General features: G+C 52.7%; 9 protein-coding genes. 1 reads left to right on the forward strand and 8 read right to left on the reverse strand.

The window, feature by feature from the left end:
• Positions 1 to 32 precede the first annotated feature (32 nt).
• Entirely contained in the window at positions 33 to 4,001 is a 3,969-nt protein-coding gene (locus IX84_RS21630) for a T9SS type A sorting domain-containing protein (RefSeq protein WP_044225721.1), read from the forward strand.
• Between the two features lie 91 nt (positions 4,002 to 4,092).
• On the opposite strand, the gene IX84_RS21635 is transcribed toward IX84_RS21630, so the two are convergent.
• From IX84_RS21635 to IX84_RS21670, 8 genes are all read right to left on the reverse strand, one after another.
• Entirely contained in the window at positions 4,093 to 5,001 is a 909-nt protein-coding gene (locus IX84_RS21635; RefSeq protein WP_044225724.1) for an aldo/keto reductase, read from the reverse strand.
• 224 nt (positions 5,002 to 5,225) lie between these two features.
• A complete protein-coding gene (locus tag IX84_RS21640; protein ID WP_044225728.1) occupies positions 5,226 to 6,095 on the reverse strand; it encodes an alpha/beta fold hydrolase in 870 nt (289 codons plus the stop codon).
• The gene (locus IX84_RS34180) at positions 6,092 to 11,509 is read right to left on the reverse strand and encodes a PKD domain-containing protein (RefSeq protein WP_044225731.1); all 5,418 of its coding nucleotides are present in this window, start codon (positions 11,507 to 11,509) and stop codon (positions 6,092 to 6,094) included. Before IX84_RS34180 ends, IX84_RS21640 begins: the two co-directional genes overlap by 4 nt.
• Positions 11,510 to 12,038: 529 nt before the next feature.
• Positions 12,039 to 12,818 carry a T9SS type A sorting domain-containing protein gene (locus tag IX84_RS21650; RefSeq protein WP_081968878.1) on the reverse strand — a complete coding sequence of 260 codons (780 nt, stop codon included), beginning with the start codon at positions 12,816 to 12,818 and terminating at the stop codon, positions 12,039 to 12,041.
• Between the two features lie 423 nt (positions 12,819 to 13,241).
• Complete coding sequence (locus IX84_RS21655) at positions 13,242 to 14,147, reverse strand: zinc metalloprotease HtpX (protein ID WP_044225736.1); 906 nt, start codon at positions 14,145 to 14,147, stop codon at positions 13,242 to 13,244.
• Positions 14,148 to 14,258: 111 nt separating this feature from the next.
• Positions 14,259 to 15,587 (reverse strand): xylose isomerase, encoded by a 1,329-nt coding sequence (gene xylA, locus IX84_RS21660; RefSeq protein ID WP_044225739.1) that lies wholly within the window; start codon positions 15,585 to 15,587, stop codon positions 14,259 to 14,261.
• Positions 15,584 to 17,083, reverse strand: a complete 1,500-nt coding sequence (locus IX84_RS21665) for a xylulokinase (protein ID WP_044225742.1) — start codon at positions 17,081 to 17,083, stop codon at positions 15,584 to 15,586. The genes xylA and IX84_RS21665 overlap by 4 nt, the downstream gene beginning before the upstream one ends.
• Positions 17,080 to 18,480 carry a sulfatase family protein gene (locus IX84_RS21670; protein WP_152605186.1) on the reverse strand — a complete coding sequence of 467 codons (1,401 nt, stop codon included), beginning with the start codon at positions 18,478 to 18,480 and terminating at the stop codon, positions 17,080 to 17,082. Before IX84_RS21670 ends, IX84_RS21665 begins: the two co-directional genes overlap by 4 nt.
• Positions 18,481 to 18,519 lie beyond the last annotated feature (39 nt).

An 18,519-nucleotide genomic window follows, 5' to 3' on the forward strand; every position in this document is an offset into this window, starting at 1 on the left:
TTTCCAATTGGACTTAAAAAACGTATGAGACTATGAAAAAATTTACTTTCCTCCTGTTGTGCCTGATCCCGTTTTGGGGCATGGCGCAATCTGAGCCCACAGTGGCTGCCCCTACGCCTACACAGGATGCAGGGGATGTGATTTCTTTGTTTAGCGATGCCTATACAGATGTTCCTGTGAATACGTACGCAGCCCCCTGGAGTGCCGGTATGGTATCAGATGTACAGGTCGATGGCAATGCGGCCAAGCTCTACACAAATCTGGACTTCGCGGGTATCGAAATGCTTGACGATAACGCATTAGACCTGGTTGCAACTGGCATGACACACCTACACGTTGATGTATGGACACCGAATGCCACGACTTTCCGCATCAACATGGTCGACTTTGGTGGAGACGGCTTTGGTGGTGGTAATGACACCAACTTCAACCTGCCGTTTGAGAACTTCACGCAGGGCGAGTGGGTCAGTCTGGATATCCCACTGACTGACTTTATGGGTATGAATCAGACGGATGTTTCTCAGTTGGTCCTATCTGCGGTACCGGCTGGCGAGGCTACCATTTACCTGGACAATCTGTTCTTTTACGCGGGCGTGCTGCCCCCGGCTCAGATGGACCTGCCGGTGACATTCGATGAAGACAACGTGTTGTACAGTACGATTGACTTTGGCGGCACCACTTCTATGCTGGTTGAAGATCCTGAAAATGCAGGCAATACCGTAGTGCAGACCGTAAAAATGGCTGGCGCTGAAATCTGGGCAGGTACAACCCTGTCTGAAAACCTCGGCGGTACGCCCAACGATCCCGGTTTCGCAAGTGCGATCCCTTTCTCCTTTGCGGAAAGCGTAATTTCTGTACGCGTTTGGTCGCCCGTAGCTGATGTTCCGGTCCGCCTGAAGGTAGAGAACTCCATGGACGCCGGTATTTTTGTGGAAACCGAAGACACCACTACAGTTGCCGGCGCCTGGCAGACGCTGGAGTTTGAGTTTAAGAATCAGGTAGACGGTACTCCCGCTATCGACTACGCCGCGATGTATGACAAGTTGTCCATCTTCTTCGACTTTGGTACTTCTCCGGCTGCAGATGCAACCTACTACTGGGACGATGTCATCTTTACCGGCACGACTACTGTTGGCGGTACGACTCCTATGACCGCTGCGCCAACCCCAACTGAAGATCCTGCCAATGTAATTTCCCTGTTCAGTGATGCCTACACAGACGTACCAGTAAATACCTTCCTGGCGGTGTGGAGCAATGCCGGTTTGGAAGACATCGAAATCGAAGGCAATCCTACCAAACTGTACACCAACCTGGACTTTGCGGGTATTGAAATGCTGGATGACAATGCCCTTGACCTCGTTGCAGCCGGCATGACCCATCTGCATGTGGATGTTTGGACACCCAATGCGACGACTTTCCGTGTCAATATGGTCGATTTCGGTGGCGACGGCTTCGGTGGTGGCAATGATACCAACTTCAACCTGCCGTTTGAGAACTTCACCCCTGGCCAATGGGTCAGCCTGGATATTCCGCTGACGGACTTTATGGGGATGAATCAGACCGATGTTTCTCAGCTTGTGCTTTCAGCAGTGCCAGCCGGGGCGAGCACCATTTATCTGGATAACCTGTATTTCTACCAGGGCGTTACGCCCCCTGCGCAGATGGATCTGCCGGTGACATTCGATGAAGACAACGTGCTCTACAGCACAATCGATTTTGGTGGCACTTCCTCTATGCTGGTGGAAGACCCTGAGAACGCAGGCAATACCGTTGTACAGACCGTAAAAATGGCTGGCGCAGAAATCTGGGCAGGAACGACCCTGTCTGAGAACCTCGGCGGCACGCCAAATGACCCTGGTTTTGCCAGCGCCATCCCATTCTCCTTCGCAGAAAGTATAATTTCCGTTCGGGTTTGGTCACCGGCAGCTGGTATTCCCGTTCGACTGAAGGTGGAGTCTTCACTGGACGCCGGCATATTTGTAGAAACCGAAGCCAATACCACCGCAGCCGGAGCATGGCAGACGCTGGAGTTTGAATTTAAGAATCAAGTGGATGGCACACCAGCCATTGATTATGCAGCGATGTACGACAAGCTGTCCATCTTCTTCGACTTCGGCACGTCCCCCATGGAGGATGTGACCTACTACTGGGACGATGTCATCTTTACCGGTACGACTACCGGAAGTCAGGAGCCGATGGTAGCTGCACCAACGCCAACCGAAGACGCTACCAACGTGATTTCCCTGTTCAGCGATGCTTATACGGATGTGCCTGTGAATACTTTCCTGGCCGTTTGGAGTAATGCAGGACTGGAAGATATCGAAATCGAAGGCAATCCAACGAAACTGTACACCAACCTGGACTTTGCCGGCATTGAGATGCTGGATGACAACGCCATTGACCTGGTCGCAGCCGAGATGACCCACCTGCACGTGGATGTGTGGACACCAAATGCCACGACTTTCCGGATCAACATGGTCGATTTCGGTGGAGACGGCTTCGGTGGTGGTAATGACACCAACTTCGAGATTCCATTTGAGAACTTCACGCTCGGATCATGGGTAAGCCTGGACATTCCTCTAACAGACTTTGAGGGCATGAACCAGGATGATGTTTCTCAGCTTGTGCTTTCAGCAGTGCCAGCCGGGGCGAGCACCATTTATCTGGACAACCTGTATTTCTACAAGCAGGAAGTACAGACTGGCAACCAAATGGACTTGCCTGTAACCTTTGATGACCCTGAAGTACTGTACAACACTATTGACTTCGGCGGCACATCCTCTACCATTGTAGAAGATCCGGAAGCTGCAGGCAATATGGTGGTGGAGACCGTGAAGATGGCAGGCGCGGAAACCTGGGCCGGCACTACACTTTCCGAAAACCTGGGCGGCACGCCCAACGATCCTGGTTTTGCCTCCGCCATCCCTTTCACGGATGAAGCGACTATCATTTCTGTGCGGGTGTGGTCACCTGCTGCCGATATTCCGGTCCGCCTGAAGGTGGAGAATTCTATGGATGCAGCAGTATCCGTAGAGACAGAGACGCCAACCACAGAGGCTGGTGCATGGCAAACACTGGAGTTTGAATTCAAGAACAACGCGGGGGGGACACCGGCGCTCGATTATGAGGCTGTTTATAACAAGCTGTCCATTTTCTTCGACTTTGGTACTTCTCCGGCAGAAGACGTTACCTATTACTGGGATGATATCATCTTCACCGGAACCACCACCACAGGAGAGGATCCTACGCCAATGGAGCCTGCTCCAACACCTACTGTTGACCCCGCATTTGTGATTTCTATGTTCAGCGACGCCTATGCCGATGTACCGGTAGATACCTGGCTGACAACCTGGAGCGCAGCGAACCTGGAGGATATCGAGATCGAAGGCAACCCAACTAAATTGTATACCGCGCTTGATTTTGCCGGTATAGAAACGGTTGGCCCCAACGCCATCGATTTGGTGTCTACAGAAATGACGCACCTGCACGTGGATTTCTGGTCGCCTAACAGCACCACTTTCCGAATAAAGCTGGTCGACTTCGGTGGAGACGGCTTCGGTGGCGGCAACGATACCGAGTTTGAAATCCCGTTTGAACTGGCGCAGGAAGAATGGGTCAGCCTGGATATTCCACTGGTCGACTTTGAGGGCATGAATCAGGATGATGTCTCACAGTTTATCATTTCTTCTCTGCCGGCAGGAGGGTCCACGGTTTACCTGGACAACGTCTATTACTACGATGCTGATCCTAGCAGTACGAATGCCCCTGAACTCGGTGTGGCTAAGGCCTTCCCGAACCCGGGCCACGATAACTTTACCATTACTGCACCAGCTATTATGGACGAGGTGATCCTTTATAATGCTTCCGGTCAGGTTGTTAGGACCTGGCAGCCACTGAGCACGCAGTTGAATGTGGATGCTTCTAATTTGAACCCCGGCGTTTACGTCGCTATGGTTCAGTCTGGCAGCCGCCTGATGGTGGTACGCCTGATCAAGCAGTAAACCAAAAATCAGGTTTCATACTACGTATTTTTTGAGCTACAATTGGATGGAACCCTGTCTCTTCGGAGGCAGGGTTTCTTGTTGTAGGAAGCTATGCGACTTCTGATCCGGTGGAAGCCTGCAACAGTTCAAACCATTCCTCCCGGCTTAGCATGATATGTGTTGCATCGGCTGCTGCCTTGAGGCGTTCTATACGAGCAGTGCCCACCACGGGCAGTATACCGGAAGGGTGCCGCATCAGCCAGGCCAGCAGCAGCTGATCTACTCTGATATCTTGTTCCCGTCTTTCGATGATCGCCTGTGCAGTGCTAAGAATGCGTTGCGCTTGCTCATCCGGCGAAGCGCTGAAGATGCTACCTCCACCCAGTGGCGACCATGCCATAGGTCGGATCCGGTGCTGCTGGCACTGATCGAGGGTGCCATCGGTGAAGGGGGGCAGGTGGAATAGGGAGGCTTCTACCTGATTGGTGACGAGTGGAAAACGGCTGTTGAGCAAGTCAAACTGCGCGCGCGTGAAATTAGATACCCCAAAATAGCGCACCTTCCCTTCCTTCTTCAGATATTCGAACTCCCCGGCAATCAAATCAGCGTCCATCAAGGGGCTGGGCCGGTGGATGAGCAGGAGGTCAATGTAGTCTGTGTTCAAATTGCGCAGAGACCGGTCTACGGAGGCGCGGATGTGCTCCGGGCTGGTATCGTACGACTTGATGCGGTGGTGGGGCCGCTGTGGCACCTGCATTTTGATGCCGCATTTGGTCACCAGCTGTATTTTGTCCCGAAGGCTTGGCTGAAGCTTCAGCGCCTCACCAAATTCCGCTTCGGTGGTGTAGTTGCCATAGATATCCGCGTGGTCGAAAGTGGTCACTCCATAAGCCACACTTTCTTCAATCAGGCGCAGCATGTCCCGGGTGTTGAGCTGATGCCCCCAAAGCCCCCATTTCATAACGCCAAAAACGATACGGGAAAATCGGGGGCCGTGCTCAGAAAGGGAAGTGGTCATAAGTCTGTGGTTTTACGTTGGGCTAAAGGTAGCAAGCTCTTGGGGATTCCTATCGAACTATGTTTTACTTTAATTTTTGCTTTTACTCAGTTAGAATTTTCTGACTTTTTGATTTTTAAAATGGAATGCAGGGGTTTCTATGTGGCCAAAGGTTTAAGCCATGGGCTGAGGCTCCCGTGTTGCTTTGGGTCGCCTGATTGGCTCAAGCCTTGATGGGCAGGCCATTAGCCTCCTGCATCCGGAGCTGCCGGCTCTTCACCGAGCAGAAGGCTGACGAAATAGTCCGGCAGCATCACATGCACTGGGTGTTCCTGCCCGGGCAGTGCAATAAGGGGTGTTTGGAAAGGCAGCAACGCCTGTAAATAGGTCGAATTCTCAAAAGGGACAAGGGTGTCGGCGGTGCCATGAATGAGGGTCGTGGGCACCATCACAGACTGAAACAGGGGCAGGGCTTCCCGGAGCGCCTGCGGGTGCCCCAGCTTTTCTACATTGGAAACCCAAATCGGGCAGGGGAGCAGGTACCGGAAAAGCTGGAAATTGATACAGTAGGAGATACCGAAGGTCACTTCCAGTTCCGGGTCATAAGCACCGGAAATCCCATAAATATGTTGTATACGCTCCGGTGCCAATGCCCCAAGTGTCACCGCAACCGGCGCTCCGTAACTATGCCCGACAACCACAACAGGTTTGGACTGGGCCCTGAGAATGGGGAGCAGCGCCTGGCCTTGTGCCGTAACAGAGGGCTCGGCTCTCTTGGGGCGAGTGCCGCCGTAACCGGGGCGCTCCGGGATGAGGAGATAGTATTGCTCGTAAATCCGGTCCCGCTTAGCGATGGCCAGCCAGTCGAACAGCCCACCCGGCGCACCGTGGATAAGCAATAAGGGCGTCTTGGTGGTGTCGCCAATTTGCAGGTAGCGTACCTCATCGGGCGTGAATTTGATAATTAAAGGCTGTTCTACCTTACTGTACAGCCAGCGGGCACCCTTTTCGTAACTTAGAAACCGGTCAGCCCCTGCTATCAATAGTAACAGGAGCACCGTCAGCCCGCCGAGGCTGATCAGCACCCATTTCAGGATTCGTTTTACTTTTTTCATCGTAGCTTTAACAACCGCTCCTGCCAGAAGTAGTTTGTTGTCTCCACTCTCAGTAAATAAGTGCCGGCAGGGTAGGGCGTCAATGGGATACGCAGTTCTGATCCGGTCAGTACCCAACGCGCGGCTTCCTGCCCCTGCAGCGTATACAGCACTACCTGCCCTTCAGTCAGCCCGGGCACGACGAGCCAGGCTACCTCATTCGCCGGATTGGGGAAAAGCCTTACCTGTTCACTCCCGGGCTCTAGGGTACTCACAATCACGACTTCAATGGTATCACAGTAGGTATTGCTGCCGCAGAGGTCGGTAGCGGTCAGGCAGACCGGATAGAACCCAGACTGCTCATAGGTATGAATGGGATTGGGTATACCGGAGGTATTCCCATCTCCAAAATCCCAGCTCCAGTCTGTGACGGTGTTGTCGGCCAGTTGGAAAAAGCTCACGGTGCCATCTTCTCCAATCCAGTTGTAGTTGACCCAGGGCGGGGAGCAAGTCACCGTTATGGAATCACAAAACTGGGTGCTGCCGCAAATGCTGCTGGCGGTGAGGCAGACCTGGTAGGAGCCGGGTTGGGCATACGTATGCATAGGAGCCTGTTGGGTGCTGCTTTGACCGTCACCGAATGTCCATAGCCAGGCGACTGCATCGGTGGTAGAGCTGTCCAGGAAAGTGGCCAGAAGTTCGTCAGCGGTGAAGCCGAAGTCAGCCTGAGGTGGCGTGCAGCTTACGGTGATGAGCTCACAGCGCTGGGTAGACCCGCAAACACTGGAAGCCTGCAGGCAGACCAGGTAGTTGCCTGGGCTATTAAAGGTATGGGTGGGGTTTTGTGCAGTACTGCTGTTGCCATCCCCAAAGGTCCAAAACCAGGTGCTCGGAATATTGGTGGAAACATCGGTAAAGTCTACGGCAAGCTCTGAATTCATGTAAGTGAAATTGGACTGGGGAGCATTGCAGGTGATGCCGATGGTTTGGCAAGTCTGTGAAGTCCCGCAAATACTGCTGACGGACAGGCAAACGGTGTAGATGCCCGGTTCGGGGAAAGTATGTGCGGGGTTCTCCAGGTCGCTGGTGGTGCCATCTCCGAAATTCCAGGACCAGGAGGTGGGATTATTGGTGCTGGCATCCGCGAAGATGAGGTTAAGCTGATTGGGGGTGTATTCGAAATCAGCCTCAGGCGCGGCGCAGCTCACGGAGATGGTCTGGCAGGATTCTGTAGTGCCGCATACACTGCCAACCGTTAAGCAAACGGTGTAGGTCCCGGGGGCACCGTAGGCATGCGTGGGGTCGGACAGGGTGGAAGTTGTGCCGTCTCCAAAATCCCAGGCCCAGCTGGCCGGATCAGCCGTTGAGGCATCGGTGAAAGCCACCTCCAGTTCGTTGGGCTGGAAGGAAAACTGTGCCTGAGGCGCTGCACAGCTTACCTGCACGGTTTCACAGTCAGTGGCACTGCCACAAAGGCTGCTGGCTTCCAGGCAAACAGTGTAGGTTCCGGGCTGACTATAGGTGTGCACCGGGTTCGGCCCGGTTGCGGAATTTCCATCCCCAAAGGTCCAGAACCAGCTCGTGGGGTTGTTGGTGCTGGCATCAGTGAAAGATACCGAAAGTTCATCTTCCTGTACTGCAAATATAGGTTGGGGCGCATTGCAGGACACGGTGACCTGAGAGCAGGCCGTATTGGAGCCGCAAATGCTTTCGGCAGTCAGGCAGACTTCATAAGTGCCGGGAGCAGCGTAGCTGTGCGCCGGGTTTTGCTGGGCAGACCCATTCCCATCTCCAAAGGTCCATGACCAGTTGGTGGGCGCATTCGTGGTATTATCCTGAAAGTTCACCAGCAGCTCATCTGCGGTATTGGTAAAAGCAGGGTCCGGTGCTGCACAGCTGACAGCGATCTGCTGGCAGGACTGATTACTGCCGCAGGTATTGCTGCTGATGAGGCAGATGGTATAGGTGCCCGGCGCATTGAAGGTGTACGTCGGATTGGGTATGGTGCTACTGCCGCCATCTCCAAAATCCCAGTCCCATTCGGTAGGGGTGTTGGGGCTCAGGTCGGTGAGGGCAATGGTGAGTTCATCAACTTGAACTTCAAAACTGGCTTGTGGCTCCGGGCAGTCGATAATTACAGGAGCACAAAACTCATCAGAACCGCAGATACTGCTGGTCGTCAGGCAAACCTCGTAAGTACCGGTAGACCCGTAGGTATGGGAAGGGTTCTGCTGGGTGGAGGTGTTGCCGTCGCCAAAGTCCCAGCCCCACTGCGCGGGGTTATTGGAAGAGGCATCAAAAAAGGAAACGCTAAGCAGATTAGATACCTGCTCAAAAGCAGCATTAGGTGCCGGGCAACCAACGGATTCGGTTTGGCAAACGATATCGCTCACGCCGCATTCGTTGGTTGCAGTGAGGCAGATTTCGTAGGTGCCGGGAGAGGAGTAGGTGTGCATGGCGTTGGCTTGCGTAGCGCTGTTCCCATCCCCAAAATCCCAGGACCAGACAGTGGCGGTACCGGGCAGGTTGGCCGTGAAGGTGTAAGAAAGCCCATTCGCAGAACCAGCAAAAGTGGCGCTGGGCGGAAGGCAGGCAATGTCAATGGTCGTGCAGGTGCTTAAAAGCCCGCAGGGGCCATTGGATTGCAGGCAAACTTCGAATACTCCCGTACTCGGAAAGGTGAAGCTGAAACTGCTCCCCCCGCCAACGCCTTGACCGTTGACCTGCCAAAACCAACTGTTGGCCTGGACGAATGAGGTATCGGTAAAAGTAGCTTCAAGGCCATCCAGGTCAACGCTGAAGCCAAGGGGCGCATTGCTACAGTCCAGCTCAATAGTCTCGCAGATCACATCGCTGCCGCACACACTTGATGCAATCAGGCAGACTTCATAGCTGCCGGAACCAGGGAAAAGGTATTCAGGAGAAGGGCCGGTAAGGGTATCCTGCCCGTCAATGACCCAGGCCCACTGTTGAACACCGCCATTGGAATTGTCCTGAAAGCTGACCAGCAGATTGTCTGACTCATAGGTGAAGCCGGCCTGTGGAGGCAGGCAGCTGACTGAAACCGTATCACAGATTGCTGAGTTGCCACATATATTCTCTATGCTGAGACAGATTTCATAAATCCCCGGGGCATCGTAATTATGGAATAAAGCTGGCCCGTTGGCGGTGGTGCCATCCCCGAAATCCCAGGACCAGGAGTCTGGGAAGTTAGCGCTTTGATCCTCCACGAAAACTGCCAGGTCTGTGATTTCGATTGTGAAGGCGGCAGCCGGAGGCGGGCAGGTAACAGCTACATTCCTGCACGATGTATCCGTTCCGCAAGCGCCGTCCACGGAAAGGCAAACCTGGTAGGTGCCCGGCGCATCATAGGTATGCTGAGGGTTTTGGCTGTCTGAGGCATTGCCATCTCCGAAATCCCAGGACCAGCTATTCGTGCCGGCACTGGAGCCATCGGTGAAGGCGACGCTTAGATCGTCATCAGCGAAGTCAAAATCAGCTTCCACATCGCCGCAGTTGACCTGTACCAGCTCGCAGGTGGATGCGTTGCCGCAATTGTTGAGCACTACCAGGCAGACAAAGTAGTTGCCTGGCTCGCTGTAGGAGTGGGTAGGGTTTTGCTGTCCGGAGGAATTGCCATCGCCGAAGTCCCATATCCATTCATTGGGCATGCCGAAGGAGAAATCCTGGAAGCTGACTTCCAGCCCGTTGTTGTTGTGGGCAAAGAATACTTCCGGAGGGGTGCAGGAGGTCTGTAGCTGCTTGCAAACGGTAGTACTTCCGCAATCCCCGACAGTGGTCAGGCAGGCCGTGAAGGTGCCGGTAATGGGAAAGGTGTGGACCACCGTCGCGCCGGTATCCTGTGCCCCATCGCTGAAGTCCCAAAAATACTGATTGGTCCCCGTGTCGCCCTGCCCCTGAAAGCTGGCGGTCAGTCCTGTAACCTGAAAGGAAAAATCGGCCTGAGCCTGGCAAAACTCACCTTCGGTAATCTGATAAAGCGTATCCGCATCCGGGTCTTCCAAATGATCAATATTGCCGTTTGGCCAGCGTACGATGATACTATCGAGGGTTGTACTTGCTCCCAAACCGAAGTGCGCCCGCAGCCCGCAGTGGATGCCGTAGCCTTCGCCGCTCCGGATTTCGCGGACCTGTCGCCCCCATGGCCCGTAGATTTCGACTCTTGCTCCTACGCCATTGGGATTGGCGTCCGTGCCCTTGAGGGCGACCTCCACGTAGTGATTGTTGTTCCCGGCATTGATCAGCAGTTTGTCTGGCTGAGTACCGGTTTGATTGAAGCCCAGGCCGTAGCCCGCGTATATATCCACAAAGCCATCTGCATTGAAATCCCCAACCACCGCACTGTGGATTCTGCCCGGGGTAGGGATCGCATTATTGACTCTTACGAAAGTAGAATTGCCCTGATTGCGTAGTATGGCGTGGCTGGCTCCGATAGACGTGTAGAGCAGGTCCAGGCGCCCGTCATTGTCAAAGTCAGTAAAAATCGCCTGCACGCCCAGGCCCGTTCCGGCTAAAGCTTCCGGTATATTGCTATTGCTGGTGATGTTGGTAAAAGTGCCGTTGCCGTTATTGCGGTAGAGGGCGTTGGGGATATCATGGTTGATCACGAAAGCATCATAGTCGCCATCGTTATCAATGTCGCCAAATGCAGTGGAAATACTCTGCCCCATCGGGAGCAGTCCTGCAAAGGCAGCCACTTCGGTGAAGTCATCATCATCGTCATTGCGGAAGAGCAAATTGAGGCGCCGGCCGTCAGTGGCATCAGTTACGCCGAGGCGGTACTTGGAGATGTAGAGGTCGGATGCGCCATCGTTGTTGTAATCCGTCCAAACGGTACCGTAATTTCCCGAGTTGTCCGAGGGGACACTTGAAATAGGGTTGATCAGGTTATAATCCAGGGAGAATACATTATTCCCGAGGTTGCGGAAAGGAGCGCTAAGCCCATCCTGATGGGCTGCGAAAAGGTCGAGGTCGCCGTCATTATCCATGTCAGCCATATTGGTGCCCTGTAAGAAATAATTACCAGGGTCGATGACTAATGCCGTGTAATCGGTGCCATCATCATTGGCCAAAAATAACCGCAGGGCATTGTAAGAACCGCCGGTCAGAATATCATTGTAACCATTGCCATCTACATCACCTACTGCGATGCCATTGGAGGGGTTGTTCAGGGACTGAACGTAAAAGCCGCTAAAAAACGGCGTGTTAGCCTGCTGGTATTCAATATAGAGTTCCTGACGGTTGTCAAGGATCACAAGGTCCTGCAAGCCGTCTCCATTCATATCAGCGGCAGCCATAGGCGTCCCGGAAAGCAAACCGACATTATCGAGGTAAATGGTAGAGTCAAGGAAGCTAATCTGCCCGAATACAGGCAGTACAATTCCAAGGCAGGCGAGGAGTAAATAGTTTCTCATAGGATTATGTTACAGTATGGCAAACTTCCGGTTTGCCTGGTATGGGATTATCCGTTTTCAGTATATACTGCAATCCAGCCCTTAAAGTTACACAACTTTGAGAAAATCAAGTTGAATTTGCACAGACCGATTGCCGAGTGGGGAGGAGCAAAGCCGGTTTGTTAAGGCTTTGATAAACTGAAAACAATTACCTTGAAAGCTTGTACCTAGCCATTTAGGAGTATTTACTCTTTGAGCCTAATTCTATGATCCTGTGTAATTACTACGTTCCCATAGTGCAAAAAAGCACAATAGAGGCCCCGAAGAAACCTCTATTGCACTTATAGTTCTCCAAGGCGAGATTAATGCATTTTGACTTGCTCTTTTTTCCGCTCGCTGCGTTGAAAAGCCTCGCCGTCCGTACGGATGCCTGCGTTTTTCGCCTTGCGAGCGAAAAAAATACCTGCGTCAACTTTGCACAAATCCTGCCTTGGAGAACTATAATTAATCTAACAGGGAGGCGGATACGATCCGTCTCTACCTCAGTATTTTACTGGATCGCCAACTTCTCAACAGAAATTTGGTTGCCTCTGCGAGACTCTACGATGTAGAGACCGCTAGCCAGGTCAGATACATCCAGCACCTGGTTCATAGATGGGTTCATCTGTACCTTTACTACTTTTCCTGTGATATCACGGATTGTGATCATGTCCAGTGACTCATCAGAAGAAATATGAACCTGGTTGGTAGCTGGGTTAGGGAAAATACGGAATTGGTCAGCAACGAGCTCGTCTGTACTGGATATCCCTCTTACGAATTCGTAATGCCAGTAACCACCACCGAAGTCGATGTCGACGATCAGGTTATCACCATCAAGTATAAATTGGTAGGTGATAGATTCAGGAGCGTTAGCAGGATCATTAAGCTCCCCATTGTTGTGCACTTTCGGCAGGCCCAGGTGCGCACCTACGCCATTAAGGGTAAGGGTACCGTCGCCATTATCCGTCCATGTAGCATCATTAGAACCATCGTGGGGAGCTACTGGCGTGTCACAACCTTGTTCGCCCGTGGTCTGCCATCCTTCCAGCCAAGTTGAGCCCTGCATAATGTTCTCAAAGGAGCCATCTGCGTTAAAGACAAACTGATCGTCAAACAGGCAAGGACGGTCAGAAGGACCGTTATCTCCGATTGACCACCATGAAAAATCATTTTCCGCTGGTCCAACAGCCAAGGAAGTAGCAGTAGGGGCTAACAGCCAGGTGCCTTCCAACTGACCAAAGGCCAGCGTCATAGAGAACAAACAAACAAATAATGTGTAGAATTTTTTCATAACAAATTGGATTAAAAAAACATTTAACTAAATACTTCATAATAGACCAGGGACAACCATCACCGTAAACGACCATTGTAACTCTTGGTTAACAGTAGTAAATAGAGTTTGGTATTTCAAAGTTGGTAGTTACCTAGAACTAAATTTAGGATTGTAAATATAATTTGTGTAGATTGAATACCTCTAATTTTTACTCAATTTTTATTGCTTCTTACGATTAATAGATGAATAAAAAAAGAAATGACGCCAATATTACTTTAATGCTCACAAATTTCCTGATCGTAGATGGTATTTACCATTAACACCTGTAGCACTTCGCCGTGGTTTTTCAATGCAAATCAAACCTAATAATTACTCCGGCTCTAATCACACAGCGGTCAGAGATGTGGGAAAAATAATAGTGTCTGCCAATAGCTGATCTAATCAAATCATCTGCCAGCGTGTAGGCTGCCAGCTTGCCCAGTCAAACCGGGGCACAAATCGCGGCGCAAGTTCACGCAGCCGTTTTACCCTGTCCTTTATCTTGGGGTGGGAGCTGAGAATTGTAGGGACTTTAATGCCACGGGGTGACTGAAAACGGGCCAGCCAGCCGCCTTTATTGTAGTAGTCGAGTGTCTCCAGTGCATCTGCTAATGCATTCGGGTCTCCGGTCAGCCGGGCGGCCTCCAAGTCGGCGTCGTACTCGCGGCTGCGGGAAAAAGCCTGTACCATGAGTGTCACGAGCGTGGGTGCCAGGAGCAGCAGGGCTATAGCCATCCACGAAACGGTCGCTTCTCCCATGAAGAAAAGGGGGAGATTGATGAAAAGCAATATTTGTCCAAACAGGGAGAAAAACCGGGTATACCGGCTAAACAGTTTGACCATCGACTTCAATTGCAGGTCATTATTTCGGATGTGGCTGATTTCATGAGCTAAAATACCAGAGAGCCCCCTGAGGTCCATTGTGGAGAGCAAACCGTGGGTAATGGCGATGGCAGGGTCTTTTTTGCTACCGGTAGCAAAGGCATTCAGGCTGTTGTTGGGCACATAGTATAGCTTCGGAGTAGCCGGGAGACCCGCTCGCTGAGCGAGTTGCTGAAGCAGCCTCGAAAGCTGAGGCGCCTGTTGGGGATGCAATGGCCGACCTCCATGAAAACGCATTATCATCTGGCTCGATACCCTTGTGCTCATCCCCAAAGTGATGAGCCCGAAGGCACCTGCCCAAAGCAGACCGGTAAATCCCAAAAGGGTATAACCCAGCCCAAGCATCAATGCCAGCATACTGATGAATAAGGCGCCTGCCCGGAGGGTATTCTGAAATTTCTGATTTTTATACTGTGCTTCGCTCATTAGTCATGGTCATGGTTCGCTCTTTAAACAGCAAAACCGATACCATGTGGTAAATGCTGCCAGAATGACGTAGCTTGACTTTTATTGGTGTCATTCTGGCAGTAAGATCACCTAGATGTATTGATTGATAATGTTTTCAAAGTACTCCTGACGGCCACTGTGCTGTACCAGCCGGATATTGTGGCGGGCGATGCGGTCCAGGTCCTCCAGGCTCAGCTTGCCGGCTTCAAAATCCTTGCCCTCGCTATGGTCGAATGAGCTGTAACGGTCCTTGCGCAACTGCCGGTAGTGGGATTCCTGCAGGATGCGGTCAGCGGATAGGAGTGCCCGGGCAAATACGTCCATCCCGCCAATATGGGCATGGAATAAGTCCGCCAGGTCGGTACTGTTGCGCCGGGTCTTGGCATCAAAGTTAATGCCGCCGCCCTGCAGCCCACCGGCCTCCAGAATGACCAACAGTGCTTCCGTTACCTCGTAAATATTGACCGGGAACTGATCGGTATCCCAGCCATTCTGATAGTCTCCCCGGTTGGCATCAATACTGCCCAGTAGCCCGGCATCGGCAGCGACCTGCAGTTCGTGCTGGAAAGTGTGCAGGGCCAGGGTGGCGTGATTGACTTCGACGTTGATTTTAAAGTCGTCCATCAGGTCGTTGGCCCGCAGGAAGCCGGTTACGGTTGCCGCATCAAAATCATACTGATGTTTGGTGGGCTCCATAGGCTTGGGCTCAATGAAGAAGTTGCCTTTGAAGCCTTGCTTGCGGGCGTAGTCTTTGGCCGTGTGCAGGAAGGTCGCCAGGTGGTCCAGCTCGCGCTTCATATCGGTATTGAGCAGAGAGAAATAGCCTTCCCGGCCGCCCCAGAAGACGTAGTTCTCACCGCCCAGCTTGATCGTGGCATCGAGGGCGAGCTTCACCTGTGCCCCGGCGTGGGCTACCACAGCAAAGTCAGGGTTCGTTGCCGCGCCGTTCATATAGCGGGGGTGGGAAAACAGGTTGGCAGTACCCCACAACAGGCCAACTCCTGATGCTTCCATTTTTTCCTTCGCGTAATCCGTGATGGCGTCCAGGCGTTGCTCAAACTCAGCCAGGCTGTCCCCTTCGTCGATGAGGTCTACATCGTGGAAGCAAAAGAATGGAATGTTCATTTTGGTGATGAATTCGAAGGCCGCATCCATTTTGTCCTTTGCCCGTAGCAACGGGTCTGCCGCTTCATCCCAGGGAAACTGCATGGTGCCCGGTCCGAAGGGGTCTGCCCCGGTATTGCAGAAGCTGTGCCAGTAGGCGACTGCAAAACGGAAATGCTCTTTCATGCTCTTGCCGGCCACCACGCGGTCGGCATCGTAGTATTTGAAAGCCAGTGGGTTTTTGGATTCGGGCCCTTCGTAGGCAATTTGGTGAATGCCTTTGAAATACTCTTTTTGTCCTTTGATCACTTTCATGGTGTAATGGTTTTTTGTAAAGCCTTTTCCCAGGCCTTATAGGCGGCCCGGTAGGCATCAATATCGGTAGACTGAGGCTCGTATTGCCCCACTTTTTTTAGATTTTGATGGATGGCGCTGAGGTCATCCCAATGCCCGGCACCCACTGCTGCTGCCTGTGCAGCCCCAATGGCTCCGGTGGTTTCCATTATCTCGATGGTGCAACCACTGAGGCTGGCAACCGTATGACCAAAAATGGCTGATTGAAAGAGGTTGTCATTCCCTACGCGGATGACTTCCATTTTCAGTCCCATATCCCGAAGGATTCCCATACCGTAGATGAAGGAAAAAGCGATGCCTTCCAGTCCGGCACGCAGCAGATGGGCTTTACCATGCCGGTTAAAATCCAGTCCGAGCACCTGAGCGCCCACCTGTTGGTCATTAAGGATACGCTCTGCGCCATTGCCGAAGGGAAGGGCGGTCAGCCCATCCGCGCCGATGGGGGCTTTGGCGGCTTCTGCCTCCAGGGTTTCGTAAGGGGTGCCCGGTGCCAGCATTTTACGGAGCCAGCTGTACTGTATACCGGTGCCGTTGATGCACATCAGTACACCTATATGTGGGGCATCGGGTTGGTAGTTGACGTGGGCAAAACCATTGACCCGGCTCTGAGGGTCGTAAAGCGGCTGATCGGTAACGGCGTAAACGACGCCCGAAGTGCCGCCCGTTGCAGCCACTTCACCCGGGTGCAGCACACCCAGGGAAAGGGCATTATTAGGCTGGTCACCTGCCCGGTAGGAGATGAGCGTGCCAGGGGATATCCCCAATTCATCTGCCGCTGTCGCGCTGATTTTGCTTTGGATGCCTATGCCCGGGGCAATATCAGGTAGCAGCGCCGGATCGATATCGTAAACCCTGAGCACATCAGAAGAGACCTGCCGGTCGGCAAAGTCCCAGAAAATCCCTTCGGAAAGGCCGGTAATGGTGGTTTGAATCTGCCCGCTCATCCGCATGGCAATGTAGTCCCCGGGGAGCATAATTTTGTGGATACGGGCATAGGTATCAGGCTCTTCCTGTTGCACCCACCGGAGTTTGGAAGCTGTAAAATTGCCCGGACTGTTGAGCAGGTGCTTAAGGGCGTGTTCCTGACCAATGGCTGCCAAGCCATTCTGTCCGGTCGTTACCGCCCGGCTGTCACACCAGATAATGGAAGGGCGTACCATTTGCTGCTGCTCGTCTACAAGGACAAGGCCGTGCATTTGGTAGGCTATACCGATGCTGCCAATTGCTGATCCGGGCACGCCGGTTTGTTCCAGCAACTGCCGGGTAACGGCTTTGATACAGCCCCACCAGAATTCAGGGTCCTGTTCCGCCCAGCCGGGCTGCGGTGCCTGAATCGGCATTTCCTGTTCCGGATAGCTGCTTCTGCCAACCGCTGCCCCATCTTCCAGGCGGATTAATGCGGCTTTGACGGAAGAGCTGCCCAGGTCAAAGCCTATACTGTACTGTGGTACGCTCATGGTTTTTGTTTTTGTTGCTCAAGCCACGCTTTCTGCCGGTCATAGTGGATATTATCTGCCGGGGCTCTCACCTTTAATAGCGGTGGAAGGGTTCCCAGGGAGGCTTGGAAATCTTCCATCGCCTGTAGCAGTTCCGCTGCTTTTTCCTGGTGCTTCGGCAGGAGGTTGTCCTTTTCGCTCCTATCGGCTTTGAGATTGAAAAGTAGCGTATCGTGCGCTGGCACACCAGCGCGCCAGGACTTGAATTCATTACCGGGGTAGGGCATTTTTATTTTCCAGTCCCCCTTTCGGAAGGCACGGAGTTCGCCATCGTAGTAATAAGCCAGGGTGCGTTCACCAAGCGGTTTTTGCTTCAGAAGGTGTGCAGATATATCCTGCCCGTCTATCGGGCGGTCGTCAGGAAGCGTACCGCCTGCCAGTGTGACCAGGGTGGGGAAGAGGTCAATTGTGCTGACCAGCTCCTCGCTTTCCATAGGTTCAATCTGCCCTTTCCATTGGATGATGCCCGGTACGCGCATGCCGCCTTCAAAAGTGAATTGTTTGCCTTCCCGAAGCGGTCCGGCAGAGCCTCCATCCGGGCCAAATGCCAGCCACGGGCCATTATCGCTGGTGAAAATGACGATGGTGTTATCATCCAGCTTTTTGGCTTCCAGTTTTTTGAGAATTTGCCCTACGCTCCAGTCGATTTCCTCAATCACATCGCCGTACAGGCCCCGGGGGCTTTTCCCTTCGAAGTCTTCGGAGGCATACAGGGGGACATGCGGCATAGAGTGGGCCACGTACAGGAAAAAGGGCGATCCTGCCTTCCGGTCAATGAAGTCCAGTGCCTTTTCAGTGTAGGTACGTGTGGTGTAACGCTGATCTACATCTTCTTCTACTACTTCATTGCCATCGAGGTAGACTACAGCCTCCATGTCATTGCTATAGGGAATGCCAAAGTATTCATCAAAACCCTGCTGTAAAGGTAGGTAGCGGTGGTGATGCCCGAGGTGCCATTTGCCTACGCAGCTGGTAGCGTAGCCTTGTTCTTTTAAAGCTTCAGCAAGTGTGATTTCCTCCGGCGCCATGCCCGTCCAGCTTTCCGGGAAGAACACCGACTGTATGCCCATGCGGATGGGGTAGCGCCCGGTGAGCAGGCCCGCCCGGGAAGGACTGCAGACTGGAGAGATGGAGTAAAACTCCGTGCATCGGGCCCCTTCCGCGGCCATTTGGTCCAGGTTTGGTGTCCGGATAGTCGTATTGCCGTAGCAGCCCAGGTCGCCGTAGCCCAGGTCATCGGTGAAAATTAAGACCACATTGGGTTTTTCCGGTAGGGTTTCTCCATTGAAAAGGGTGAAAGATAACAATCCCAGAACCGGTACCAGCAAGCAAAGCATTATGAAGCGTAAATTTGGCATAGGCATCAATTTGAAATCCTCAATTTAAATAAATGCAGG

This window comes from Phaeodactylibacter xiamenensis (assembly GCF_000759025.1).
Lineage (GTDB): Bacteria > Bacteroidota > Bacteroidia > Chitinophagales > Saprospiraceae > Phaeodactylibacter > Phaeodactylibacter xiamenensis.